The following is a 22,962-nucleotide window of genomic DNA, read 5'->3' on the forward strand; positions in this document are numbered from 1 at the left end:
GGTGGTTCAGGGCGCGTTCGGGGGTGCCGTGCTCAGCGATCCTGTACTCCCCGCGCGGACCTTCGCGACTTCAGGAAGAAGATCGGTGATGGCGTGGACCTTCAGGTCCGGGAACGCCGTGAGATTGTCCAGGTACTGCGTGCTGATCACGCCTGCACCGATGACAGCGACACCGACCGGCCCGCGGCTCATCGGACACCACCCTTCGTGCGGGCGGCGCCGGGGCCGGCCTCGAGGTAGCGCAAGGAGGCGGTGACTCCTTCGAAGATGTCACCGGCGTAGTCGTCGAACTCGACGATGCCCACATCGAGGTGGGTCGCCGCTTCAATGATGCCCCACACGTCGATCTTGCCTTGTCCGGCAGGGAGTTGCGCGGATGTGTCCTTCGTGGCCGGACCGTCCTTGATGTGGATGGCGATCACACGCTCGCCAAGGCGTTCCAGTAGCCTGGCAGGGTCCTCACCGCCCACGGCGGCCCAGTAGGTGTCGACCTCAAGGACGAGTTCGGGGTCGAGCAGGTCCGCCAGGACCTCCAGGGCGGTGACACCCTCGATCTTCGAGGAGATCTCCCAGTCGTGGTTGTGGTACCCGACGCGGACTCCGTACTCCGCGCCCTTCTTCGCCGCGGCGTTCAGTTGGGCCGCGGTGTCGCGAATCGCCTCGATGTCCTGCCAGCGCTGGGGCGGGACGAGAGGGTGGACCACGGTGCCTATGCCGAGACGCCGTGCGGCCGCGAAGATCTCGTCCTGGTCGGGGGGAGTTTCAGCGGGGATGTCGGCGGCGATGTCGGCAGGAGCACCGATGGGGATCAGGAGAGTGTGGCCCGTCGGAGCCGTGATGTCGTGCTCTGCGAACGCCGCGGCGAATACCTCAGTGCGGGTCTCGAAGGCGCAGGGTTCGACCTGGCGATAGCCGATCTCGGCAAGTCGCCGGATCGTCCCGTCGAAGTCGTCTTCCAGAGCGTTGCGAACGGAGTAGAGCTGGACGGAATACGTCATGGAAGCAGAGGCCTTTCGGAAGAGGTGTTGTTGCACTCGATGGTCACCGTCAGTTCGCGGCGCATGTGGTCGGTCACTCCGGGGAGCTCGTTCAGGAGAACGGACAGGGGCAGGGCCATGGAGCGGCGGAGCAGTTGCTCCACGTCCAGGTGGGGAGGCAGATGATCGCGGAGGATACCGGACACCGACGCGAGGACCTCCTCGTGTGCGGCGAGGCGCTCGACCGGGCTGTCAAGGGTGAGCAGGTCAAGTGCCGTGGTGAGCGTGTACGTCCATACGTGCCGGCCCGCACCCACGGCGTGCTCCGCCCGGTCCGGATGCTCGGGCAGCGCCACCACCGCGGTGGTGGCGTCCGGGATCGTGACACGGACGGTCATGGTGTCGTCTTCGTGTTCCCACTCGACGCTCACTCGCCCGTGGACGGTGTCGTGCGCGGTTCGGGCATGGGTCAGGCCGCCGCCGGGCCGTGGCGCGATCCGCATCGTCCGGTAGCCCGGGCTTGTCGCCCGTACGCCGCCGATGACGGTGTGCATCCAGTTCGCGACGGAGCCGAGCGCGTAGTGGTTGAGGGATGTCATTCCGGACGGGTTCACTGTGCCGTCGGGAAGGATGGCGTCCCAACGCTCCCAGATGGTGGTGGCTCCGCGGACGACCGGATCGAGGAAGGAGGGCGCTCGCGTCTGCAGCAGCAAGCGATAGGCGTCTTCGGTGTGTCCGGTCACCGTCAGGGCGTGCGCCACATGTGGCGTGCCCGCGAAGCCGGTCGAGATGCGGTAGCCGTCCCGCCGCACGATGTCGGCCAGGCGCGCGCCGGCGCGGGACAGTTGGCCCGCGTCGAGCAGGCCGAACCGGATGGCCAGGGCGTATGCCGTCGCGCATTCGCCGGTGACGCGGCCGCTGGAGCTCACGTACTCGGCGCGGAAGCCCGTGCGGACCCGGTCGGCGACCTCCGTGAAGTACGCGACGTCGTCCGCACGGTCCAACACGTCCGCAGCACACGCCATTTCACATGCTGTCTGGTGGAAGAAGGCCGTCGCGACGAGATACCGGTCGGCCTTGGACTGGCCGGGGCGGTCCATAGGGGTGGAGGGGTCGAGCCAGTCCCCGAACTGAAACCCGGTAGTCCACAAGCCCGTGGGATCGAGCAGGGGCACCACGCTGCGTGTGAACGTCGCCATCGAGTCGTAGCAGCGGCGCAGAATCTCCTCATCGCCGTAATCCCAGTACAGCTGCCAGGGCAACCGCACCGCGACGTCGCTCCACAGGGCCGTCGGTGTGTCGTGGCCGGGCTGCACATCGGGGACGACGTACGGGACGAACCCGAAGTCCTTCTGCTCAAGTGCGAGGTCGTCGAGCCACGACATCAGCACCCCACGCACGTCGTACAGGTAGGTCGCCGTCGGGGCGAATGCGTTGATGTCTCCCGTCCAGCCGAGTCGCTCGTCACGCTGCGGACAGTCGGTGGGGATGCCGACGAAGTTGCCGCGCATCGACCAGACGACGTTCTCGTGCAGCCGGTTCAGCAGGTCGTTCGACGTCTCTAACCATCCCGTACGGGTCATGTCGCTGTGGACGACGACGGCCCGCACGTCTTCCGGCTGAAGGTCGCCGGGGAGGCCGTCGATCTCGGCGTAGCGGAAGCCGTGGTAGGTGAAACGCGGCTCGAACTCCTCGGGTCCGTTGCCGGCGAGCACATATCGGTCGGTGGCCTCGGCGGTGCGCAGTGTCGTGTAGTCCGGCACGCCGTCGACGAGCACCTCGGCGTGCCGGACGGAGACCGAGGTTCCGCGGGGCCCGTCCAGGTGGAGCCGGACCCAGCCGGGGAGGTTCTGGCCGAAGTCCACGACGGTGGTTCCGGCCGGGGATTTCCAGATCTTTCGTGGCGGCAGTTCCTCGACGCGTCGGATCGGCTCCGCGGTGGCCTCGGCCAGGGTGGTCATGTCCCAGTCGACCGGTTCGGCCTCGTGCCAGGTGCGGTCGTCGAATCCGGGCTCGTTCCACCCCGCCGGTTCGAGCGTTGAGTCGATGGTGACTCCGTCGTAGAGGGAGTTGGCGCGTACGGAGCCCTGCCCGCACCGGAACCTCTCGCCAGAGGCGACGTACTCCGTCCGGTCCGGGTAGCGCAGTTCGATCAGGGACAGCAGAGCGGGCCGGTCGGCGTAGATCCGGGAACGCGTGATCTCCTCGAAGCCGAGGCGGCCGACTGCCCAGCCGTCGCCGACGATCGCGCCGAACGTGTTCTTGCCGGTGCGCACCGTGGCGGTGAGGTCGTGGCTGCGGACGAGGAGGCGGTGCCGGTAGGACGTCCAGCCCGGAGCCAGGATCTCGTCGCCGACCCGGGCTCCGTTCAGGTAGGGCTCGACGGTTCCGAGGGCGGTGATGCGGAGGGTTGCGCCCAGGAGGTCCGGGCAAGCTTCGAACTCGGTCCGGAAGTACACCGCCGGATCGCCTGGCTCGCCCACGCGTCGTTCGGGCGAGCCGACGAACACCGCGCCGACGGCTTCGAACTGTGCTGAGAGCATGATGTCCATTTCTCGTTCGGAGACAGCTGGCCGCGTCCGGCTCGACGGAGTCGTGAGTGGGCCGGACACGCGTACGGCCACGTGGCAGAGGTCTCGGGCCACCGGCCCGAGACGTCCGTCGCGCCAGGCTGATGTCACCCAGCCAGGTCGCGCACCGCCGGATCGACTCCGAGTACGGCTGCCGTCGGAATTGCCGCTGTCAGGCGGGGGACAGTTCGGTGAGGTCGAGGAGCGGACGATTCAGGTCGATCTTCACGCCCTTCACCTTGGGTGACGTGTAGTAGAAGACCGAGAAGCTCGTCACCGGCACGAGCCAGGCCAGATCGATGGCCCGCCGCGTGGCCTGGTCGTAGAGGGAGCGCTGCTCGGCGCCCGTCGCCGCGTCTCCCTGCCTGACCAATGCCGCCAGCTCCGGGTCGTCCCCGCCGTAGAGGAGGCCAGGTGTCGGAACGTAGAAGTTCTTCGCGTAAAGGAAGAACGGAATGTAGCCGTATCCGTAGGACACCATGGGATGCCCCCCGCTCAGATACTCCCGTGAGTACATGGCGCCGTCGCTGGCATTGACCACGCGAACCTTCACACCGACCTTGGCCCAGTCCGAGATCACGGCTTGTGCGACGTCGCTGGCGGGTGGGTTCGCGGTGAAGCTGAGCATGGTGACGCTGAAGCCGTTCGGGTAACCCGCCTTCGCGAGCAGGGACTTCGCCTTGTCGGGGTCGTAGGCGTAGCGGTGGGCCTCCGACTCGAGATAGTCGGGCGTGCCCGGTGTCCCTATCTGGTTGACCGGCTTGCCAGTGCCGTGCAACAGCCCCTCGGCGATGGCCTTCCGGTCGACGGCGTAGTTCAGCGCCTGCCGGACGAGCTTGCTGCGCAAGGGCTTCGACCCGGCATTCTTCGCACGGCCGGTCAGTTGGATTCCGGTCTCCGCGACCAGGGCGGAGTACACCTTGAGGTTGGCGCTCTTGGCGCTCTGCATCGTGTTGACGTCGCCCTGCGCAACGTCGGCGGCGCCGGTCTTCAGCAGTGAGAGCGCTGCGTTGGTCGAACTGACGACCTTGATCACGATCTTGTCGTAGCGGATCGCGGACTTGTTGTAGTAGTTCCGGTTGGGCGTGTAGGTGTAGTGGTCACCGGAGACGCTCGCCTTCTCGTCCAGAACGTACGGGCCGGCGCCGAACGTCCGATGTCCCAGTGCCTTCTTGTTGGCGAGTCCCCTCGCGCTGATGACCGAGCCGAGATGAGTGGTCGACGACAGCTGATACGGCATTTCCGGGTTGGCCCGGGCAAGCTTGAGGGTGACGGTGCGGTCGCCGGTCGCCTCGACGGACACCTTGCCGAGGGACGGTGCTTGCGGACTGTTCGGATCGGCGAAGGTGTACTTCAGCGAATTGACCACCGCGGCCGTCGTGACCGGTGTGCCATCCGCGAACTTCACACCTGGGCGCAGGGTGAGTCGGAACTCACGGTTGCCCTTGCCGACGTACTTCCACGACGTGGCCAGGCCGGGCTCATACTTGCTATTCGGGCCGCGATGGATGAGTGAGTCGTACGCCAGCGGGGTGTACCAGTTCTCCCCTACGGTGATGCCCGCGCGCGCCGGGTTGAAGGTGCTGGGCGGGGTGAGCGAGACGACGTTGAGCGTGCCTCCGGACTTGCCGTTGGGCGAGTCGGCCGTGCCGCCGCAGGCCGTCGCGGTCAGGACGGCGCACAGGACACCGGCCAGCAATATCGTGGTGCGGGAGAATCCTGTGTTCATGGAACTTCCTCCATGGAATGCCACACGCCCGGAGCGGGTGTCGGTGCCGGCGGTCCGGTTCGCGTATGGCGAGGGTGTCATCGGGAGTCCTGTGCGACGGTGAGCCGCTGGGAGGGTGCTCGATCGGGATCCGGGTCGGGCACCGCGGCGAGCAGCTGCCGAGTGTACGGGTCGGTGGGCGCGCTGTAGACGCGCTCCGCCGGGCCGGTCTCGACGATGCGGCCGTGGTGCATCACGGCCATGCGGTGGGACAGGAAGCGCACCACCGCGAGGTCGTGCGCGATGAAGAGGTAACTGAGGCCCATCGACTCCTGCAGTTCGGCGAGGAGATTGAGGATCTGGGCCTGCACGGAGAGGTCGAGCGCACTGACCGGCTCGTCGCAGATGACGAGCGACGGATTGATGATCAGGGCGCGGGCGATGGCGATGCGTTGCCGTTGTCCGCCCGAGAAGTGCGCCGGATAGCGGTCCGCGGCGTCGGAGGGCAGACCGACCCGGACGAGCATGTCCCGCACGCGCGCCGCGACGTCCCGCCGCGACAGCGAGGACGACTGCAGCAGCAGCGGCTCGGCGATGGACGTCCCCACCCGCCGTGTGGGGTTGAGCGAGCTGTAGGGATCCTGGAAGACCGCCTGGATCTCCGCACTGAGGGCCCGGCGCTCGCGCCGACCGGCTCCGGTGATGTCGCGCCCCCGGAACCGGATGTGCCCTTCGGTCGGGGGCCGGAAGCCGAGAACGATGTTCGCGAGCGAGCTCTTGCCCGAACCCGATTCACCGACCAGGCCGAGGGTTTCGCCCTCAGCGATGTCGATGTCGACTCCGTGGAGAACGCGGGCGGGCTTGCGGCGAAACCCCTGCGGATAGTCGAGGACGATTCCGTGTGCGCTCAGCAGGGGCTGAGCAGACGCCGTGTCGGTCCGGCTCACGAGGCATCCTCCGTGTCGAGTTCCCGCACGCGGTCGATGTGGATGCAGCGGCTGTAGTGATCGGACGTGACCGCGGCCAGGGGGATCGGGCGCCGCGTGCAGTCGGCCGCGGCGAGCGGGCAGCGGTCCTGGAAGTGGCAGCTGGTGGGCCAGGCGGCCGGGGGCGGCACGGTGCCCGGGATCGTGGGCAGCCTCGTCAGGTGCTTGGTGGTGCCGCTGTCGGCCGATGTGCGGTCGAGTGCGCGGTGCGGGTTGGCCGCGAGGAGGCCGGCCGTGTACGGGTGCGCGGGCGAGTGGTACAGGGTGCCGACCGGCCCCTGCTCGACGACCTGCCCGGCGTACATGACGACCGCACGCGCGCACAACTGCGCCGCGACGCCCCAGTCGTGGGTGATCAGGACGATGGCGAGACCGCGCTCCGCCTGGAGGCGCCGGAGCAATGCGAGGATCTCGGCCTGGACGCGGGCGTCGAGCGCGGTCGTCGGTTCGTCGGCAACCAGCAGGTCGGGGTCACCGGCCAGGGCGAGCGCGATGGCGACCCGCTGGGCCATGCCTCCGGAGATCTGGTGCGGGTAGCGGCGTGAAACGGCGCCCGGATCCGGGATGTTGACCAGGTCGAGGAGTTCGACGGCCCGCGCCCGCGCGGCACGGCGGTCCAGACCGTGGTGTCGGCGTACGGCCTCGGCGAGCAGATCGCCGACGCGGCACGTGGGGTCGAGCGCCGTCATGGGTTCCTGGGACACGTAGCCGATGCGGGTTCCGCGCAGCGCATGACGGTCGCGGTCGGGCAGCGACAGAAGTTCGGCACCGTCGAACCGGCAGGAAAGAGCTCGGACTTCGGCGCTGGAGGGCAGCAGGCCGAGCACGGCTGAGACCGTGACCGACTTGCCGCAGCCCGACTCGCCGACGATGCCGAGGATCTCGCTTCTGTCGACGTGGAAGCCGACACCTTGGACGACCGCAGTGCGCGCACCGCCCGTGCGGAAGGCGACCGTGAGCCCGCGCACGGCCAGCAGGGGGCTCGGCGCCGCCTGACCTGTCGCACCGCCGAATTCGGTGGACTCGCCCTCGCCTTCGTCCCGTACGGGCGGTTCACCGTTGCCCGTGCCACCGTGCCGTGCCGGTGCGACGCTCCACCGTTGCACCATCACGTCACGCACGGCGTCGCCGAGCAACGCGAGGGAGAGCATGGTCAGACCGATGACGCCGCCCGGCGGCACCAGCATCCAGCTGGATCGGTCGAGAACCTGGCTTGCCTGGGTGATCAGACCGCCCCAGGACGGCTCGGGTTCCTGGACGCCGAGCCCGAGGAAGGACAGACCCGCCTGCACGCCGACCGCGGCCGCGGCCATCAGGGACGCCTGCACGAGGATCGTCGTCGCGAGGCGCGGCACGACGTGCCGGAGCAGGATTTGACCGTCACGGAGGCCGGAAACGCGGGCCGCCGCGACGTACTGCTCCGTACGGACACGTTGCGTCTCCGCGCGGATGACCCGGGCGAGTCCCGACCCACCGAGCACGCCGAGAGCGACCATCGCGAGGTGCTGGTTTCCGGGGAACACGGCGAGGACGAGCAGGAGGATCAGAATGGCCGGGAGCGCGACCGTGATCTCGATCCAGCGCAGCACCGCCCAGTCCACCCAGCGGCCGAAGTAGCCGGCCGGCACGCCCATGACGGTGCCGGTGACGACAAAGACGAGCGTTACCTCCACGATGCCCAGCAACACCCCCTGACCACCGAACAGGACGCGGCTGAGGATGTCCCGGCCCAACTGGTCAGTCCCCAGCCAGTGTTGCCCGTTGGGCCCGGCCAGCACGTGGGTCAGGTCGGTGTTCGTGGGCCTGTACGGAGCGAGCGCGTCCGCACCCACGCTCATCACGCCGACCGCCACCAGCCACAGGAGCGAGAGGACCGCCAGCGGCCTGCGCACCAACGCCCGGAGCGCCGACCCGCGCCGCGGCTGCCGCTGGGTCACCGACGGCTGCTCAGCCGGTTCGTCCCTCAGGCCGGTGTCGCCGGGCGTGGGGTCCACCGTCGTCTGCTCGATGCCGGTCACCGGACACGCACCCGGGGGTCGATCGCGCCGTAACAGAGATCAACGAGCAGGTTCGCCGCGACGACGAGCAAGGTGAAGTACACGACCGCTCCCTGGATCACAGGCACGTCCCGGGAGGCCGTCGCCTGTTGGACGATGGAGCCGAGGCCGGGCATCGCGAAGACCTGCTCGACGAAGATCGTGCCGCCGATCAGCCCGACGAACACGACGCCGATGACGCTCATGATCGGCACGCCCGCGTTGCGGAGCGCGTGCCGGAAGAGAATCGACCGGTGCGCGAGGCCGTTGGCCCGCAGCGTCTTGATGAAGTCCTGGCCCAGGACCTGTCCGAGAGAGTCGCGGGTCTGCTTGGCGATGATCGTGGCACCCCCGATCGCCAGGGAGGTCACCGGCAGTACCAGGGACCGCGCCCACTGCCCCGGCGAATCCGCGAAGCTGACGTAGCCGGCGACCGGAAGGAGCCGGAGCGTGACCGAGAAGAATGAGGTGAGAACCACCGCCAGCCAGAAGTTGGGGATGGCCATGCCGCCCAGTGACAGGACGTCGACGATGCTGCGGGTGACACCGCCGCGCACCGCCGAGGTGATACCCAGCGCCAGACCGAGGACGGCACTCGCCAGCGTGCCCAGGATCAGCAGCGAGAACGTGACCTCAAGGTGCTCATTGAGCTGGGAGGTGATGCCCTCACCGGAGAGGGTCGAGGTTCCGAGATCACCATGCACTGCATGCGCCAGCCAGCTTCCGTACTGCTCGAACATCGGCTTGTCCAGGCCGAGGCTCTGACGGAGGGCGACAATCTGGTCCGAGGTGGCTTGCGGACCGAGCATCATCTGCGCGGCGTCGCCGGGGACCACACTGGTGAGCACGAACGACAGGGCTGTGGCGACGAAGACGACAGGCAGTGACCACAGCAGGCGGTGCCCGAGGAGTTTCAGCACGGCGGGTCCTGCATGGACAGGTGCCCTGCGGGCGCGGAGCGAGCAGCGCCCGACAGGGAGGCGATGAGTGGCGGCACGGCGGTAGGCAAGTTGCGCACGGCGCTCTCCGGAGGTGGGTCGGATCGGATGTCGACGGCGGTCGATGTTCCAGACCGGTTTCGGACCGCTGAACTTCCAGTGACACTTGAAGTTCGGGGTCAAGGTAGGACTGGGTTCAGCACGCCGTCAATATCGAGCACACACTGAAGTTCAGGTGGCGAGCGGGCGGGTGGGCAGCGAGCATGGCCGCCAGGGCGAACCGCCGGCGGATGCCGCATCTGAGACGCCGGGCTCACCGGGGGTTGCGGTGGAATCTGAACTACCGGGCGCACCGGCTACCGAAGTTGAACCGCCGGTGGGTGAACCGGCGGCTGCCGAGTCCCGGCCGCCTACGGCGTGACCCTGCGCGTGCCGCCCCGGTGCTCGCTGGAAGAGCGCAGCAGGACGGCATCGATGAGGGCTCCGAGCTGGGCACCGATGTCGAACGACGGATCGACCAGCCAGTGGTTCTGCAATCCGTCCCAGGCCGCGATGATCAAGGCTGCGGCCTGTTCCGGATCGACCGCGGGGCCGACCTCTCCGGCCTCCTGGAGCAGCGAGATGTCCTGGGCCAGCCGTGCACGCGAGAGGCGCCAGCGTTCCTTGAAGTAGCCGTGCGCGGGGTGTTCGGGGTTACTGGCCTCGCCGAGCAGGGACGCGTAGAGGTGGACGATGTTGGTACGGCGCACGCCGTCCACGGCGAGCGCGGGGGCGGCCGCGACGGACTCGCCCGGCCCCAGCAGGCTCATCTCCTGCTCGTCGAACAAGGCCAGAGCTGCGACGAGGAGAGCTTCCTTGGAGGGGAAGTGGTAGAGGAGACCCGCTTCACTGATGCCTGCTCGCTTCGCCACCCCGAGCGTGGTCACGCTGCGGTGGCCGTGCTCGACCACCTGCGCCAACGTGGCCTGGGCGATGGTTGCGCGGCGTTCGCGCGTCCGTGCGTACGGACCGCGCCGACGGAGCTCTGACATGCCAGCACCGTATCCGACTCCGCATGCGAGCCCGTTCGCCTCGCGGCGACGTGATCGGCGGAGCATCGATGAAACCACCAACTCTCTCCCGGCTGTTGACGGGCTCCCGGGCAGCCGACACTATGAAATTCAAGTCGCACTTGAGATTCGAGGTGCCCTGCGCTGCGGACGAGCGGGACGCGGAGAGCGCCGAGCAGCAGTCGCCCTGAGAGTCGGCCGAGGACTGCCCCGTGACCGAAACACCACCGGGGAGCGGTCAAGGACCGAGGCCTGCACCCCCAGCCGGTGTCACCTACCACCAAGCACGAGGAGCCGACATGGCAGGACTGTCCGTACAGCGCGTTGCCGAATTGAAGGCGCGGGCGCGACGGGACGTGGACGAGGGGCTGTTGCCGGCGTGCCAGTACGCTTTGGCCAGGCACGGCGAGGTGCTCGTGCACGAGACGCTCGGTGACGCGCCACCGGACGCTCGGTTCTCGATCTGGTCGACGACCAAGCCGGTGTTCAGTTCGCTCGTGTGGCAGTTGATGGGCGAGGGCAAGCTGGATCCCCTCGCGCCGGTCGTGGACCTGTGGCCGGAGTTCGGGGCGCACGGCAAGGGACGGGTGACACTCGAAGACCTCTTGCTGTTCACCGCGGGATTCCCGGAGGCGGAGCTCGACCACGACTCGATCTTCGACCGTGCGGCCAGGGTGCGGCAGATGGAGCAGTGGAAGCCGTCCTTCGAACCGGGCACCGCCTACGGCTATCACGGGTTCAGTGCGCACTACGTGATGGCGGAGCTGGTGGAGCGCGTGACCGGCACCGACCACCGCACGGCGTTGCGGGAGCGGATACTCGATCCCCTGGGCCTCGACCGGCTCGAACTCGGCGTTCCCGAGGACCGGCAGGGTGATCTCCAGCGCATCGTCGGCGCCGGTGAGCCCAGCACGGAGGAGGAAGTGAAGGACCTCCTTGGTGTCGACTTGCTACCGCTCGAGATCACCGAGGCGATCACGGCGGCCGCGGGGAACGCGAGTGTGCGCCCGGACACCTCCCTGATCACGTGGCAGCGGCCCGACCTGGTCGCGTTCGGTTTCCCGGGAGCCGGAGGAGTGAGCGACGCGTCGAGCCTCGCGCTGTTCTACCAGCACCTGCTGTACGACCCCAAGCGCGTGTGGGACCCCGCGATCCGGCACGACGTCACGACCAACGTACGGAACACGTTCACCGCCGCACCGTTCGACATCATCGCGAACCGCACCCGCGGGCTTGAGCTACAGGGCGACGACCCGACGAGCCTCCAACGCGTCGGCGGTGGAGGCGCCACACCGCGGACGTTCGGGCACAACGGGGCTGCGGGACAAATCAGTTGGGCCGATCCGGACAGCGGCCTGTCCTTCGTCTACCTGACCAACGGGTGCGACCTGAACGACGTCCGCGTCGTACGGCGCTCCCGCGACCTGAACGCGGCGGCGCTGGCCTGCGCCGCATGAGCCCACCCACTGTCCCTGTACCGATCCACCCATCACCACTCCGCCCATGACCGATGCCTTCTTGACCGATGCCTTCACGACCGAGATTGCGAGTCACCGAGAAATGACCGACCAGGACCTGACCGCCGTAGCGGACGCGCCCCACCAGGACGACCCCGCATTCGGCCCTGCGTTCATCGATGTCGACGAGTGGCGCGAGAGCCCGATCCCGCACCGCTACCTGCACGGCGGTTTCGAGGGCACCGAGACCCGCTTCGTGATGTACCTGCCGGAGCGCGGCGCCTACCAGGGCCGGATGGTCCAGGAGCTCGCGGGCGGTGTCGGAGGATCCGAGGCGCACCCTCCCGAGTACCTGGAGAAGCTGCTCCGCAGCGCCTTCCGGCTGGGCGCCTTCGTCGTGGCTTCGAACCAGGGCTGGATCCTGACCACGGAGCGGCCCGGGGTCGGCGGTCCGGGGCTCCCGGAGGACCTCACCATCCTCTCGCACCGCGCGAGCGCGCAGACCGCGCGTTACGCCAAGACGGCCGCGGCGGAGCTGCTGGGCGCGCGACCGCACCACGCCTACCTCATCGGCGGCAGCGGCGGCGGTGCCCGGTCGGTATCGGGCATGGAGCAGGTGCCCGGTCTGTGGGACGGCGCGGTCCCGATCGTCATGGTCAATCAGCACCTCGCCTGGCACTACTGGTCGGTCTGGATCCGCGCGGCAATCGCCCTGCGGCACAAGAAGGACGAGATCACCGCCGCCGTCGACGCGGGCGCAGACCCCTTCGCGGTCCTCGACACTGACGAGCAGCGGGATTGCCTGTCCGACCTCTACTTCGCCGGATATCCGAAGGGGGCCGAGTACCTGCTCAGCACGGCGGCGTCCGACTGGGCGAACTGGACCCCGCTCATCGACCCCGAGTACGCGGAGGACTTCTGGAATCTCCCCGGCTACGCGGGCGAGGGCAAGAAACCGTTCCGCGCGACCGGCACCGTCACAGGCCTGGTCCGCGCGTCGGATCCGGAAGCTCCCGCGCTGATGGAGCCGCTCATCGAGGGGCTCCGTGAGTTGCTTGCGCCCGAGCATGTGGTCGGTGCGCGACTAGGCGGTGTCGAGCTCACCAGCGACCTGATCGGCTGCCGGTTCAACGTCGGCGAGCCCGGCCGTGACGTTCTGCGCGTGTGCACGGCCGTCGCCGGTGACTGTATCGGTTTCGTCGACTTCCACGAGCGTCCGGCGCCGCAGGTGGGCGACGAGATCACCCTGGACAACACCTTCGAGCAGGCCTGGTCCCACTACCACCGGCACATCGTCGACCCGGCTCGGCCGACCATGCGGCGCTGGGCGAGCGACGGCCGGCCGATCTGGCCGCAGCGGCCCGCCGACGCCGAGCGCCGGGCCGTGCTCTGTACCCTTCCGACCGGCCGGTTCGAGGGCAAGATGATCGTCGTCCAGAGCGCCCTGGACCACCTGTGCCCGCCGGTCTTCGCGCACGACTACGTCGAGTCGGTGCGCGCCCGATGCGGGGACGGCGACGACCGCATACGGCTCTGGATCCTCGACAACGCCATGCACGGCGAGGCCTCACCCGAGCTCGGCACCGAGACCAACCTGCGGTTCATCAGGTTCCTCGGGGCCGCGCTGCAGGCGCTCGATGACCTCGTGGCATGGGTGGAGGACGGCGTGAGGCCGCCGGCCGACACCTCCTACGAGCTGGACGCCTGGAACAGGACGCTACTGGCGCCGACAGCCGGGCAGCGGGGCGGAATCCAACCGCTCGTCTCCATCGAGGGACCGGTCGAGGCCAGGGCCGGCGAGACCGTGCGCTTCACGGCCGACATCGAGGTCCCGCCCGACGCGGGCTCGGTGGTCGAGGCGGCCTGGGACATGGACGGCACGGGCCGCTTCGAGCAGAAGGCCCAGATCAAGGAGCCGACCTCGAACCTGACGATCGACGTGGAGCACCGCTTCACGGAAGCGGGCACCTATGTGGTCGTGCTGCGCGTGGCAAGCCAGCGCCAAGGGGACACCTCGGACCGGGTCCGGGTCGTGGAGAACCTGGCGCGGCTCCAGGTGCGCGTGGCGGACGGATCCTGAGCGAACCAGACGTCCTCCCCGTACTGAGCCTGTCTGGTACCGAAGTGTCGCGTTACTCGGTGAGTGCGTCGAAGTCGAGGTTGCGGAACGCGTTGGCGACGAAGTGGGCGGCCAAGTGCCCGGCCTCGTCGAGATCGTCGCCGCGGTCGATGGCGTGCTCACAGACCTGAATGGCGACGCCGACACAGGCGGCGGCGAGTGCTTCGGCGGTCGGCCCGAGCACCGGGCCGTAGGGCTGCCGGCGGCGCTCGATGAGGCCGGCGAGCCGTTCTGTCACCGCGCCCAGGACCTGCCGCCGAAGACTTGTGGGGTGGTCGCCGGTCCTGTCCCCACGGAAGAGCAGGTCGAAGCCCTCAGCGCGTTCTGCGGCCAGGCGGAAGAGCGGCTCCATTCCCATCCGTGCGAGTTGCGTGAGCGACAGTTCGGCCCCGTGCTCGTAGGCGTCGGCGATCCAGGCATGGAGGACGTCCGCCTCGCGTTCGATGACGCGACGGTAGATCTGCTCCTTGCTGCCGAGGCGGGCATAGAGCGTGGGCTTGGTCGTCCCTGCCCGTTGAGCGATGTCGGCGATCTGGGCAGCGCTGTAGCCGGCCGCGTGGAACACGCCACGGGCGGCGTCAAGCAGTTGGTCTTCGTCGAAGCGGCGGCCACTCGGGCCGAGCGCGGTGCGGACGGACATGAGAAGAAAGTATAGGACGACTTCTTGACGCGAAGTAAAGCTCCACCCTAGCTTGACGCGAAGTAAAGAACCCGGCACTTCTCCGCAGCACCCCACACCTCCACATTCACATCCACACGCACGGAGGAAAGATGTCCCATTCCCGTTCGCGCCGTCGCGCCGCCGGGACGGCGTCGCGGTCGAAACATCCGTCAGTGAGCGCGAGCGTGCACTGGCGGATCCTGCCCGCCCTGGGCGCCACCGCGTCCCTGCTCCTGACCTTGGGGGCGACGGATGCCGGGGCCAGCAGCGACGAAGCGGGGGCTGAGCGCGCGGCCGCACCCGCGAGCAGGGCGGGCGACGTTCCGTTCGAGCCGATCGGCTTCGAGCGCATCCCGGTGCCCCCGGAGATCCGTGCGGGCACTCCGTCCTTCACCCCCGACGGCAAGCATCTGCTGTTCCCCGGGACACACACGGTGGACGGCAAGTCGAGAAGCGACGTGTGGATCGCCGGCCTGAGGGGGAAGGGCCTCCGCTGCCTCACCTGCTCGATCGGGGCGGAATCCCGGACGCTCCCCTACCCCTACGTCTTCCCGTTCGCGGACGGCAAGCGGGTCTTCCTCGGCTTCAGCGGCGTGCTCGAATGCGCGCCCAGCATCGTGAACTGCCGCACGTCCACATACCTGCCGTACGACCTCTCCACGGCGAATCCCCCGCTCGGCGTGATCCCACCGGGCGGGGCGGCGAACAGACCACAGTCCGTCGTCCGCCAGGGGGCCTACCCGACGCTGGCGCAGGACGGAAAGCACATCGGCTACTCGGACGTCCGCACCGACGGCCTGGAGCAGATGGTGGTCGCCAAACTCGTACGCAAGGAAGACAAGTACGTCGCCGAGGATCCCAAGGTCATCAACCCGCCCGGCCCCACTTCGGCGACGGACCGGAACATCGACGCCTGGTCGGAGAGCACCGGGCTCTACGAGCTGAAGACCTTCACCCATGGCGGAAGCCATGTGACGTACGTGCACTCAGGAGGCACTCACTCGGAGAACCCCGAGGTCTGGGAGGTGAACCTCAAGACCGGCGTCCGCAAGCGGCTGACCAACCACCCGGACTGGGACGAGGACTTCGCCGGGGCGCCCGACGGCAAGAGCGCTGTGGTGTGGAGCAACCGGACCCACAACATGTGGGACTCGCTCGGCGGTCTGATGCCGCACCGCGGCTTCATCGACGCGCCGATGGTCGGAGCCGAGGCCGGCATGCTGATCAACACACCCAACAACCTGGCCTGCGGTGGCGTCGTGTGGCTGATGCCCGGGGAGGGCGACCACAGCGGTTCGGTTTCCGGCCAGCCGATCGTCGCCCCGGACGTACACGCGCACACCACCGGCTCGGGTTGGACCGCGTGGAGCCCTGACGGGACGAAGTTCGCTCTCAACGCGGTCAAGGAGGGGGCCGGACTCTTCTCAGGAGAGGTCCCGGACTATCTGACCGTCGCGAAGATGTCCAGCCGCAAGCCGACCAAGCCGGAACCCGTCGTCAGCTCCGATGTCGGCGACTGGGCCCCTGCCCCGGCCGACTGGCACCCTCCGTTCGGTTACGTCGGGGACGTGACCCTCGACGGCCCGGGCGGCGGCACGGTCGACATCCACTACAACGGCAAGCAGGGTGCGGTCTACGGCGACTTCTCCGCGACGTACGAGAAATACTCCGAGGACGGCAAGACATTCCTCGACGGGACCAAGAAGATCGATGTCCTGGAACCCGGCATCACGAAGGTCCATGAGGTCACCAACCTCGTGATGACGGGTGAGCACACCGGATCGCTTCGCAAGGACCTCGAGATCACCGGCGGCAACGCCACCGGCACGCCGACCTACAAGGGCTCCTCCACCGTCACCTACGACGGCAAGACCGTAACGGGACCGCCCTCGTGGCTGACGCAGAAGGGCTCCTGTCCTGAGCGGCTGCCGAAGAAGCCGCAGATGAATGCGACGGCCAAGAGCCTCGGCCATGGCCGCTTCGAGATCAAGGTGACCGCGAGCGTCGGCGGCATGGGCCCACACGAGACCACTGTCGACACCCGGCCGGTGACTCACGCGCGGATCGACACCCCCGGTCGGGACGCCTACACCAACGACCGCGGCATCGCTGTCATCACGGTCCCCGGCGGCCGCCCGGCCACGGTCAAGGTGACGGCCGGTGAGACGATCACGCCGACAAGCCTGCGGGTCGGCTGAGCTGCCGGATCGGCGCGGCGGATGCGTCTGGCGGCGAGGGCAAGAACCGCCGATGTCCTCGCCCTCGCCCGTCGGACACGAACTTCACGCACGGTGACAGGCCCCGCAACCGCACGGGAGGAGGTTGCCCGATGAAGGGCGTAACGCGCATAGGCGCAGCAGCGGGAATCCTCGGGGTTCTGGCGATGACCGCGTGCTCGAACCCCGGCGTCGGCGGAGACCCGGACCTCCTGGGACGGGGGAGGCTACGGTCAAGGCCGAGGAGTTGACCGTCTGGACCAACAGCGCCGATCCCGAATCGATCAGAAAGGTCTACGAGCGGTTCGGGGAGAAATACGGCGTCAAGACGAACATCATCGAGATCGCCGCGGACGGCTTCGAGAACCAGGTCCAGACGAAGTGGGCCAGCGGAGACCGCCCGGACATCCTCGAATACCACGCCACCTCCGTCTTCTGGGCCCTCAACCCGGCCCGGAACATGGTGGATCTGTCGAGCGGAGCGTCTGCGTACGATCGGCTGCGCAAGGACGGTTGCTTCAACAAGGACGCCACCACCGCCCGCCACGTTCGAGGTGTCCGTGAGATCCGTCGCCGACGGGTCGAGCGCGATGGTCGCACTCGGCTCCGATCTCAGCCCGTTCAACCAGGAGTTCGGCGGCGACACCGACAAGACGGACGCGACCATCGGCTTCGCCGCAGTGTCTGCGGACGGTCCCGTCGCAACCTGGGCGCCGAATGTCTCCGGCACCTGGTATGTCCCCAAATCCGGGGACGCGAGGCGTCAGAGCACGGCACTTGCCTTCATCAAGTACGCCACCGGTGAGGGATACCAGCAGTATGTCGACGAATCCAAGACGGCCCCGCTCTTTTCGGGCTTCGAAGAGCCGTCCGGCGTGCAGGGCCTCCAGCAGCAGATCACCGCCGCGTACAAGGGGAACTCTGCTCTGGCGTTCAACACCGACCTGGTGGACTTCAGCGACCGCTTCCTCACCTACACCGCCGGGATTCTCAGCGGCCAGGAGACACCGCAGGGTTGGGGGAAGAAGGCGCGGACCGCCTTCGCGCAGGGCGCCAAGGCCGCCGATCTGCCGGGGTGGTGACGAGTCGATGCGACCTCTTCGATCGGGGCAGACGATGGCGAACGTGCCTCCGGCCGTGGCGGGCTTTTCTCCTGGTCTGCGCGTTCTTCCTGCTCCCGTTCCTGCTGAACGTGCGCTTCGCGTTCACCCGATGGACCGGCTATGTCGAAGACATCAGCTGGAACGGTCTCGACAACCTACGGAGCATGGCCGAGCAGGGCATCCTGGCAGGCGCGATCGAGGCCACACTCACGTACGCGGTCATCGCGTGATCGTCCAGGACGCCTTCAGCCTCACCCTGGCCCTGGCGCTGCAGCGTTCCGACCGTGTCAACGGTGTCTTCCGCGCCGTGTTCTTCCTGCCGGTTCTCATTGCCCCGGTCGCCGCGGGATACATCTGGTCCGCCATCGTCGCCCCGGCGGGACCGCTCAACAGGGCCATCGGCCTGGTCGTACCGGGCTTCGACTCCGCCTGGCTGGGGGCACGGCTTCAGCGCGTTGGCCACCACGGCCTTCATCGACGCCTGGAAGTGGAGCGGGTTGACGACGTTGGTCTACATCGCCGGACTCAACGCGATCCCACGGCCCGTCATCGAATCCGCGACGGTTGACGGGGCGAACGCCTGGCAGCGGTTCTGGCGAATCCGCCTTCGTCTCCTGGCACCAGCCTTCACATTCACGATCGTCGTGACACTTATCGGGGCGCTGAGCGTCTTCGACATCATCATGGCGACGACCCGCGGAGGTCCCGGCGACTCCACCACGGTGCTCAACCTCGCGGTGCGACCGGGACACGCCTGGGAACGGTCGTCTTCCTCGCCACCGGTTTCATCCGGGCGATGTCGGCCGGACCTGGGGACGCCGCGGAGGTCGACGGGGCAGCGAAAGGGCAACACTCCCGATGGCCCTCTACCGGTTCGCATCGGCGTCGCCGGACACGTCGATCGTGCGATGGAATCTGATCTTCGCGCACGTCGTGCTCACGAGCCTGACGCTCGTCATCGCCTACCCGTTCGTCCAGCGGCGCATCGTCTCGGGGCTTTCCGAAGGCGCGATCAAGGGATAGGGCCTGTCCGGCGGATCAGGTCGTAGCGACCCCGAAGGCGCGGCAGAAGGCACATGGATCGAGGCTCAGGCCATGCTGAGCCCGCCCAGGACCAGGCCCCCGCTACCTGACCATGGACTTCGACTTTTCAATAGGTCGCCCGTCCACCGCTAATGTCATAGACGGCGCCGGTGGAGAAGCTGACGCGGTCAGAGGTGAGGAACGCGACGAGTTCCGCCACCTCCTCCGGGCGTCCGATGCGTTTCATCGGAATGAGTCCGGTGATGTGTTCCAGCACGTCGGGGGCGGTGGAATCGTTCATTGGTGTGGCGATGACGGCCGGTGTGATGACGTTCACCAGGACGCCGCTGGTGGCCAGCTCCTTGCCGGCGCACTTGGTCAAGGCGATGACTGCGGCCTTGGATGCGGAGTAGGCGGAAAGGTTGGGGTTGCCGTCCTTGCCCGCCATGCTGGCGAAGTTGACGACGCGGCCCCAGCCGCGCTCGCGCATGCCGGGCACGAAGGCGCGCATGGTGTTCACGGTCCCGATGACGTTGACGTCGAGGACGCGGCGCCACTGCTCGGGCATGGTGTCGACGAGCGGGGCGTTCGGTCCGACGATGCCGGCCGAGTTGACCAAGATGTCCACCGGACCTATGTCGACAGCCAGTTGACGGAGCGCGGACTCGTCCGTCACGTCCGCCCCGATGTCGGCTGCGGTACCAGCGAGGTCGAGGGTGGTTGTCTTGATGCCGTCGGCTCGCAGGCGTTCGGCAGTGGCGGCACCGAGTCCGCCGGCGCCGCCGGTGACGAGGGCGGTCCTGGCAGGGGTCGTCGTCATCATGCCTCTCCTGTGGGTCGTCAGGGATGTGGAGCCGAACGGCCGGTGGCCCGTATGCCCGGGCCCGTCAGTGGCAGTACGAGGCCGGGCCGTCGTCTTCGACTCCTCGAGGACTTCCATGCCCGCATCGACGACAAGGATGAGATCGATGCCGAGGCGGCCTTGCCTGCGATGGCGAGGAGGTGGACGACCGCGTTCGTCGAACCGCCGACGGCGGCCAGCGCCACGATCGCGTTGTGGAAGGACGCCTTGGTCAGGAAGGTTGCGGGGCGGCGGTCGGCACCGACCATCTCGACGGCGAGGCCCTGGGGGCGGCCGGTGAAGGCGCCGTCCGGTACGCCCCGGCGCATCCAGGGCCGCTGGATGTAGGCGTTGCGGTCCTGACCCGAGTACCACTGTGAGATGCGAAGCTTCACACGTGCTCTTTCCAATAGTCGGTACGGCGGTCTAATCTCTGGAATACCATGAACAATACGCAGACGTTCGACGGACCGAAAGGCCCCGGCAGCAAGAACGGCGAGCCCCCGGCGCCTCGTTCAACTGATGGCGGAGGCAGGGGACTTGTGGGCGCCGATCGGGTGCTCGCTGTCCTCAAGGAACTCGCGCGCCACCCGGACGGCGCGGGCCTGGAGGAGATGACGCGGGTGATCGCAAGCCCCAAGCCGACCGTGCACCGCGCCCTGCAGTCTCTGCGCCGAGCGGGTCTCGCCGACCAGGACGCCCGGGGGCACTACCTGCTCGGGGATGAGTTTCTGCGCATGGCCTTCGCTCACCATGAGGCCCGCCCCGAGCATGTCCGCGTACGGCCCGTTTTGGAGGCGCTGGCCGAGCGGTTCAACGAGACCGCGCACTATGCGGTGCTCGACGGCCATGAAGTCGTCTACCGCGCCAAGGTCGACCCGCCCACCGGCGCCGTCCGCCTGACCTCCACGGTCGGGGGCCGCAACCCCGCGTACACCACCGGGGTCGGAAAGCTGCTGCTCGCCCAAGAGTTGAGGTCCCTCGCCGATGTCGAGGCCTGGATCGGCGACGACACTCTAGAGCGGCGCACCCCGCGGACACGCTGTACGGCCGCCGCACTGCACCAGGAATTCGAGACCACGCGGGAGCGGGGTTACGCCCTGGACGACCAGGAGAACGAACCCGGTGTCAACTGTCTGGCGCTGCCCGTGTACGCGACCTCGGCCACGGCCCCGTCCGGAGCGGTGAGCATCAGCGCACTGACCTATCGCACGTCGCTCAACGCGCTGGTCGGCGCGTACGACGAAGTCCGCGGGCTGCTCGGCCCGCTGGGAGAACCGCTCCGCTGAACGACAGCCCGCACGACCCCGACCGGCGAGCCCACCGACGACCGTGCTGGCCCGCTTTACTCCTGAACTGATCTGGAGATTGAGCCCGTGGACCTCATGCGCATCGGTGTCGTCGGCGCCGAACGGCCCGTCGCCCGCGTAGACGACGACATATACGTAGACCTCTCCGACGTCGTCACCGACTTCGACGAGACGTTCTCCGGGACCGGCGGCCTCGACCGTATACGTCCCGTCGTGGCCGAGCGCGCAGCGGCGGGTCAGGTGTCTCGCCTCACCGGGGAGCGCATTGGCGCCCCCATCGCGCGCCCGCACCAGATCCTGTGCATCGGCCTCAACTACCGCGACCACGCGGCTGAATCCGGGATGGCGGTGCCGGACGAACCGGTCCTGTTCACCAAGTCGCCCAACTCCCTCGTCGGTCCCAACGACGATGTGCGCATCCCGCACGGCTCCACCAAGCCCGACTGGGAGGTGGAGCTCGGCATCGTCATCGGCCGGCGCACCAGCTACCTCGGCTCGACGGAAGAGGCGCGCGACGCCATCGCCGGGTACGTCGTCGTCAACGACGTCAGCGAACGCGCCTTCCAATTGGAGCGCGGTGGGCAGTGGGCCAAGGGCAAGTCCGCCGAGACCTTCAACCCCGCCGGACCCTGGCTCGCGACCGCCGACGAGATCGACGACGTCTTCGCCCTCGGCGTGTGGCTGGACGTCAACGGGGTACGCCGTCAGGACGGCAACACCGAAGCGATGATCTTCGACCCGTACTTCATCGTGCATCATCTGAGCCAGTTCATGGTCCTGGAGCCCGGGGACCTCATCAACACCGGCACCCCGCCCGGCGTCGGCATGGGCTTCGACCCGCCGGTGTGGCTCAAGCCCGGTGACGTGACGGAGCTGGGCATCATGGGCCTCGGCGCACAGCGCCAACGCGTCGTCGGACCCCGGTGAGCGCGCGCCATGCGGGCATTTGTCGTCACGGGTCCTCGCACGTACGAAGTCCAGGACCTGCCGGAGCCGTCCGCGGCACCCGGCGAGGTTGTGGTCGACGTCGAACGGGTCGGCGTGTGCGGCACCGACGTCGAGCTGTTCACGGGCGACATGGCCTACCTGCACCAGGGGTTGGCCGCCTACCCGCTGCGCCTGGGCCACGAATGGTCCGGCCGCGTCGCTTCCGTCGGGCAGGGTGTCGACGTCGGCTGGCTGGGGCGGCGCGTCACGGGGGACACCATGCTGGGCTGCGGGAGGTGCTGCCGCTGCGCACGCGGTCAGCAGCACGTGTGCGAACAGCGGGAGGAACTCGGCGTCCGCGGCCCCCGGCCGGGAGCACTGGCCGAGCAAGTCGCCGTGCCGGCCTCCTCGTTGTACGCCTTGCCTGCGTCCGTCGACGCCGTGCTCGGCGCCTTGGTGGAACCCGGCGGCAACGCCCTGCGCGCGGCCCGCGCCGCGGCGCCGGACCGGAACAAACGGGTACTGGTCCTCGGTCCGGGAACCATCGGGCTGCTGGTCGCGATGTTCGCGCGGGCCATGGGCGCCGACGTGCACCTCATGGGCGAGACACAGAGTTCCCTGGACTTCGCGGGTAGCCTCGGGTTCGAGCGGCTCTGGCGGGAGGACACCCTCCCGGACCTTCCGTTCGACGCGGTCGTCGACGCCTCCAACGCTTCCCAACTGCCTGGTTTGGCACTGAAGTTGGTGGAACCGGGCGGCCGCGTTGTCTACATCGGTCTGGCACGTGAACCGAGCCGGATCGACACCCGCACGCTCGCACTCAAGGACGTCACAGCGGTCGGCGTGCTCTCGGCGTCTCCCGCCCTCGACGCGACCGTCACCGCGTACGCGGACGGGCTCCTGGATCCCCGGCCGCTGGTGGGGGCGACCGTGAGCCTGGACCAGGTCGGGTCGATACTCGGCGGTGATCGCCCCGCGGGTGCGGGAGCCAGCCCCAAGATCCATGTCGACCCGCGCCTGAGCGGGGAGTGAGCGATGCGA

Annotated in this window: 20 protein-coding genes and 2 pseudogenes; 11 read left to right on the plus strand and 11 right to left on the minus strand. The window is 68.3% G+C overall.

Features of this window, described 5'->3' with window-relative positions; all coding sequences use genetic code 11:
• Window positions 1-6: 6 nt before the first annotated feature.
• From BLV72_RS49560 to BLV72_RS03755, 8 genes are all read right to left on the minus strand, one after another.
• On the minus strand, window positions 7-192 hold the full coding sequence (locus BLV72_RS49560; protein WP_244320633.1) for a hypothetical protein: 186 nt from the start codon (window positions 190-192) through the stop codon (window positions 7-9).
• Entirely contained in the window at window positions 189-998 is an 810-nt protein-coding gene (locus BLV72_RS03725) for a sugar phosphate isomerase/epimerase family protein (RefSeq protein ID WP_093460254.1), read from the minus strand. The genes BLV72_RS49560 and BLV72_RS03725 overlap by 4 nt, the downstream gene beginning before the upstream one ends.
• Window positions 995-3,520 (minus strand): alpha-L-rhamnosidase, encoded by a 2,526-nt coding sequence (locus BLV72_RS03730; RefSeq protein ID WP_093470131.1) that lies wholly within the window; start codon window positions 3,518-3,520, stop codon window positions 995-997. Before BLV72_RS03730 ends, BLV72_RS03725 begins: the two co-directional genes overlap by 4 nt.
• A gap of 199 nt (window positions 3,521-3,719) precedes the next feature.
• Window positions 3,720-5,276: an ABC transporter substrate-binding protein gene (locus BLV72_RS03735; RefSeq protein ID WP_167746296.1), complete on the minus strand. Its 1,557-nt coding sequence runs from the start codon at window positions 5,274-5,276 to the stop codon at window positions 3,720-3,722.
• 77 nt (window positions 5,277-5,353) lie between these two features.
• Window positions 5,354-6,202: an ATP-binding cassette domain-containing protein gene (locus BLV72_RS03740; protein WP_093460257.1), complete on the minus strand. Its 849-nt coding sequence runs from the start codon at window positions 6,200-6,202 to the stop codon at window positions 5,354-5,356.
• Window positions 6,199-8,259 (minus strand): dipeptide/oligopeptide/nickel ABC transporter permease/ATP-binding protein, encoded by a 2,061-nt coding sequence (locus tag BLV72_RS03745; protein ID WP_093460258.1) that lies wholly within the window; start codon window positions 8,257-8,259, stop codon window positions 6,199-6,201. Before BLV72_RS03745 ends, BLV72_RS03740 begins: the two co-directional genes overlap by 4 nt.
• Complete coding sequence (locus BLV72_RS03750) at window positions 8,256-9,398, minus strand: ABC transporter permease (protein WP_244320634.1); 1,143 nt, start codon at window positions 9,396-9,398, stop codon at window positions 8,256-8,258. The genes BLV72_RS03745 and BLV72_RS03750 overlap by 4 nt, the downstream gene beginning before the upstream one ends.
• 227 nt (window positions 9,399-9,625) lie before the next feature.
• Window positions 9,626-10,246, minus strand: a complete 621-nt coding sequence (locus BLV72_RS03755) for a TetR/AcrR family transcriptional regulator (RefSeq protein ID WP_167746297.1) — start codon at window positions 10,244-10,246, stop codon at window positions 9,626-9,628.
• Between the two features lie 317 nt (window positions 10,247-10,563).
• On the opposite strand from BLV72_RS03755, the gene BLV72_RS03760 reads away from it, so the two are divergent.
• Together BLV72_RS03760 and BLV72_RS03765 are read left to right on the plus strand one after the other, a co-directional pair.
• A complete protein-coding gene (locus BLV72_RS03760; RefSeq protein ID WP_093460263.1) occupies window positions 10,564-11,721 on the plus strand; it encodes a serine hydrolase domain-containing protein in 1,158 nt (385 codons plus the stop codon).
• Between the two features lie 103 nt (window positions 11,722-11,824).
• The gene (locus BLV72_RS03765; RefSeq protein WP_167746298.1) at window positions 11,825-13,801 is read left to right on the plus strand and encodes a PKD domain-containing protein; all 1,977 of its coding nucleotides are present in this window, start codon (window positions 11,825-11,827) and stop codon (window positions 13,799-13,801) included.
• A 52-nt stretch (window positions 13,802-13,853) separates the two neighbouring features.
• On the opposite strand, the gene BLV72_RS03770 is transcribed toward BLV72_RS03765, so the two are convergent.
• A complete protein-coding gene (locus tag BLV72_RS03770) occupies window positions 13,854-14,480 on the minus strand; it encodes a TetR/AcrR family transcriptional regulator (protein WP_093460266.1) in 627 nt (208 codons plus the stop codon).
• A gap of 194 nt (window positions 14,481-14,674) precedes the next feature.
• Here BLV72_RS03770 and BLV72_RS03775 point away from each other — a divergent pair, with 194 nt between their 5' ends.
• The 6 genes and pseudogenes from BLV72_RS03775 to BLV72_RS49565 all read left to right on the plus strand — a co-directional run bounded on the left by BLV72_RS03775 (window position 14,675) and on the right by BLV72_RS49565 (window position 18,843).
• Window positions 14,675-16,699, plus strand: coding sequence for a TolB-like translocation protein (locus BLV72_RS03775; protein WP_167746299.1), 2,025 nt, complete (start codon window positions 14,675-14,677; stop codon window positions 16,697-16,699).
• A 578-nt stretch (window positions 16,700-17,277) separates the two neighbouring features.
• On the plus strand, window positions 17,278-17,799 hold the full coding sequence (locus BLV72_RS03785) for a hypothetical protein (RefSeq protein ID WP_143059740.1): 522 nt from the start codon (window positions 17,278-17,280) through the stop codon (window positions 17,797-17,799).
• 110 nt (window positions 17,800-17,909) lie between these two features.
• The gene (locus BLV72_RS47750) at window positions 17,910-18,050 is read left to right on the plus strand and encodes a hypothetical protein (protein WP_167746300.1); all 141 of its coding nucleotides are present in this window, start codon (window positions 17,910-17,912) and stop codon (window positions 18,048-18,050) included.
• Window positions 18,047-18,388, plus strand: coding sequence for a sugar ABC transporter permease (locus BLV72_RS47755; RefSeq protein ID WP_167746301.1), 342 nt, complete (start codon window positions 18,047-18,049; stop codon window positions 18,386-18,388). Before BLV72_RS47750 ends, BLV72_RS47755 begins: the two co-directional genes overlap by 4 nt.
• Window positions 18,327-18,455, plus strand: a pseudogene (locus BLV72_RS51870) (ABC transporter permease subunit); the annotation flags it as partial. The gene BLV72_RS47755 and the pseudogene BLV72_RS51870, both read left to right, overlap by 62 nt.
• A 223-nt stretch (window positions 18,456-18,678) precedes the next feature.
• Window positions 18,679-18,843: a hypothetical protein gene (locus tag BLV72_RS49565; RefSeq protein WP_244320635.1), complete on the plus strand. Its 165-nt coding sequence runs from the start codon at window positions 18,679-18,681 to the stop codon at window positions 18,841-18,843.
• Between the two features lie 127 nt (window positions 18,844-18,970).
• Here BLV72_RS49565 and BLV72_RS03795 read toward each other — a convergent pair whose 3' ends face one another.
• Both BLV72_RS03795 and BLV72_RS51875 read right to left on the minus strand, forming a co-directional pair.
• Window positions 18,971-19,666 (minus strand): SDR family NAD(P)-dependent oxidoreductase, encoded by a 696-nt coding sequence (locus BLV72_RS03795; protein WP_093460273.1) that lies wholly within the window; start codon window positions 19,664-19,666, stop codon window positions 18,971-18,973.
• A gap of 158 nt (window positions 19,667-19,824) precedes the next feature.
• Window positions 19,825-19,965 (minus strand): annotated as a pseudogene (locus BLV72_RS51875) (dihydroxy-acid dehydratase domain-containing protein); the annotation flags it as partial.
• A gap of 162 nt (window positions 19,966-20,127) precedes the next feature.
• Between BLV72_RS51875 and BLV72_RS03805 the strand changes: the two are divergent.
• From BLV72_RS03805 to BLV72_RS03815, 3 genes are all read left to right on the plus strand, one after another.
• Entirely contained in the window at window positions 20,128-20,973 is an 846-nt protein-coding gene (locus BLV72_RS03805) for an IclR family transcriptional regulator (RefSeq protein ID WP_093460275.1), read from the plus strand.
• Window positions 20,974-21,060: 87 nt separating this feature from the next.
• Entirely contained in the window at window positions 21,061-21,921 is an 861-nt protein-coding gene (locus tag BLV72_RS03810; protein ID WP_093460276.1) for a fumarylacetoacetate hydrolase family protein, read from the plus strand.
• 9 nt (window positions 21,922-21,930) lie between these two features.
• Complete coding sequence (locus BLV72_RS03815) at window positions 21,931-22,953, plus strand: zinc-dependent alcohol dehydrogenase (protein ID WP_093460278.1); 1,023 nt, start codon at window positions 21,931-21,933, stop codon at window positions 22,951-22,953.
• The last annotated feature ends 9 nt before the right edge of the window (window positions 22,954-22,962 follow it).

It is taken from the genome of Streptomyces melanosporofaciens (assembly GCF_900105695.1).
GTDB lineage: Bacteria > Actinomycetota > Actinomycetes > Streptomycetales > Streptomycetaceae > Streptomyces > Streptomyces antimycoticus.

Bases quoted from the DNA above. Each gene is read 5' to 3' on its own strand.
- BLV72_RS49560 (WP_244320633.1), bottom strand. From the start codon at position 192: ATGAGCCGCGGGCCGGTCGGTGTCGCTGTCATCGGTGCAGGCGTGATC.
- BLV72_RS03805 (WP_093460275.1), top strand. From the start codon at position 20,128: ATGAACAATACGCAGACGTTCGACGGACCGAAAGGCCCCGGCAGCAAG.
- BLV72_RS03725 (WP_093460254.1), bottom strand. From the start codon at position 998: ATGACGTATTCCGTCCAGCTCTACTCCGTTCGCAACGCTCTGGAAGAC.
- BLV72_RS49565 (WP_244320635.1), top strand. From the start codon at position 18,679: ATGGCCCTCTACCGGTTCGCATCGGCGTCGCCGGACACGTCGATCGTG.
- BLV72_RS03735 (WP_167746296.1), bottom strand. From the start codon at position 5,276: ATGAACACAGGATTCTCCCGCACCACGATATTGCTGGCCGGTGTCCTG.
- BLV72_RS03795 (WP_093460273.1), bottom strand. From the start codon at position 19,666: ATGATGACGACGACCCCTGCCAGGACCGCCCTCGTCACCGGCGGCGCC.
- BLV72_RS03770 (WP_093460266.1), bottom strand. From the start codon at position 14,480: ATGTCCGTCCGCACCGCGCTCGGCCCGAGTGGCCGCCGCTTCGACGAA.
- BLV72_RS03815 (WP_093460278.1), top strand. From the start codon at position 21,931: ATGCGGGCATTTGTCGTCACGGGTCCTCGCACGTACGAAGTCCAGGAC.
- BLV72_RS03765 (WP_167746298.1), top strand. From the start codon at position 11,825: ATGACCGACCAGGACCTGACCGCCGTAGCGGACGCGCCCCACCAGGAC.
- BLV72_RS03760 (WP_093460263.1), top strand. From the start codon at position 10,564: ATGGCAGGACTGTCCGTACAGCGCGTTGCCGAATTGAAGGCGCGGGCG.
- BLV72_RS03755 (WP_167746297.1), bottom strand. From the start codon at position 10,246: ATGTCAGAGCTCCGTCGGCGCGGTCCGTACGCACGGACGCGCGAACGC.
- BLV72_RS03730 (WP_093470131.1), bottom strand. From the start codon at position 3,520: ATGCTCTCAGCACAGTTCGAAGCCGTCGGCGCGGTGTTCGTCGGCTCG.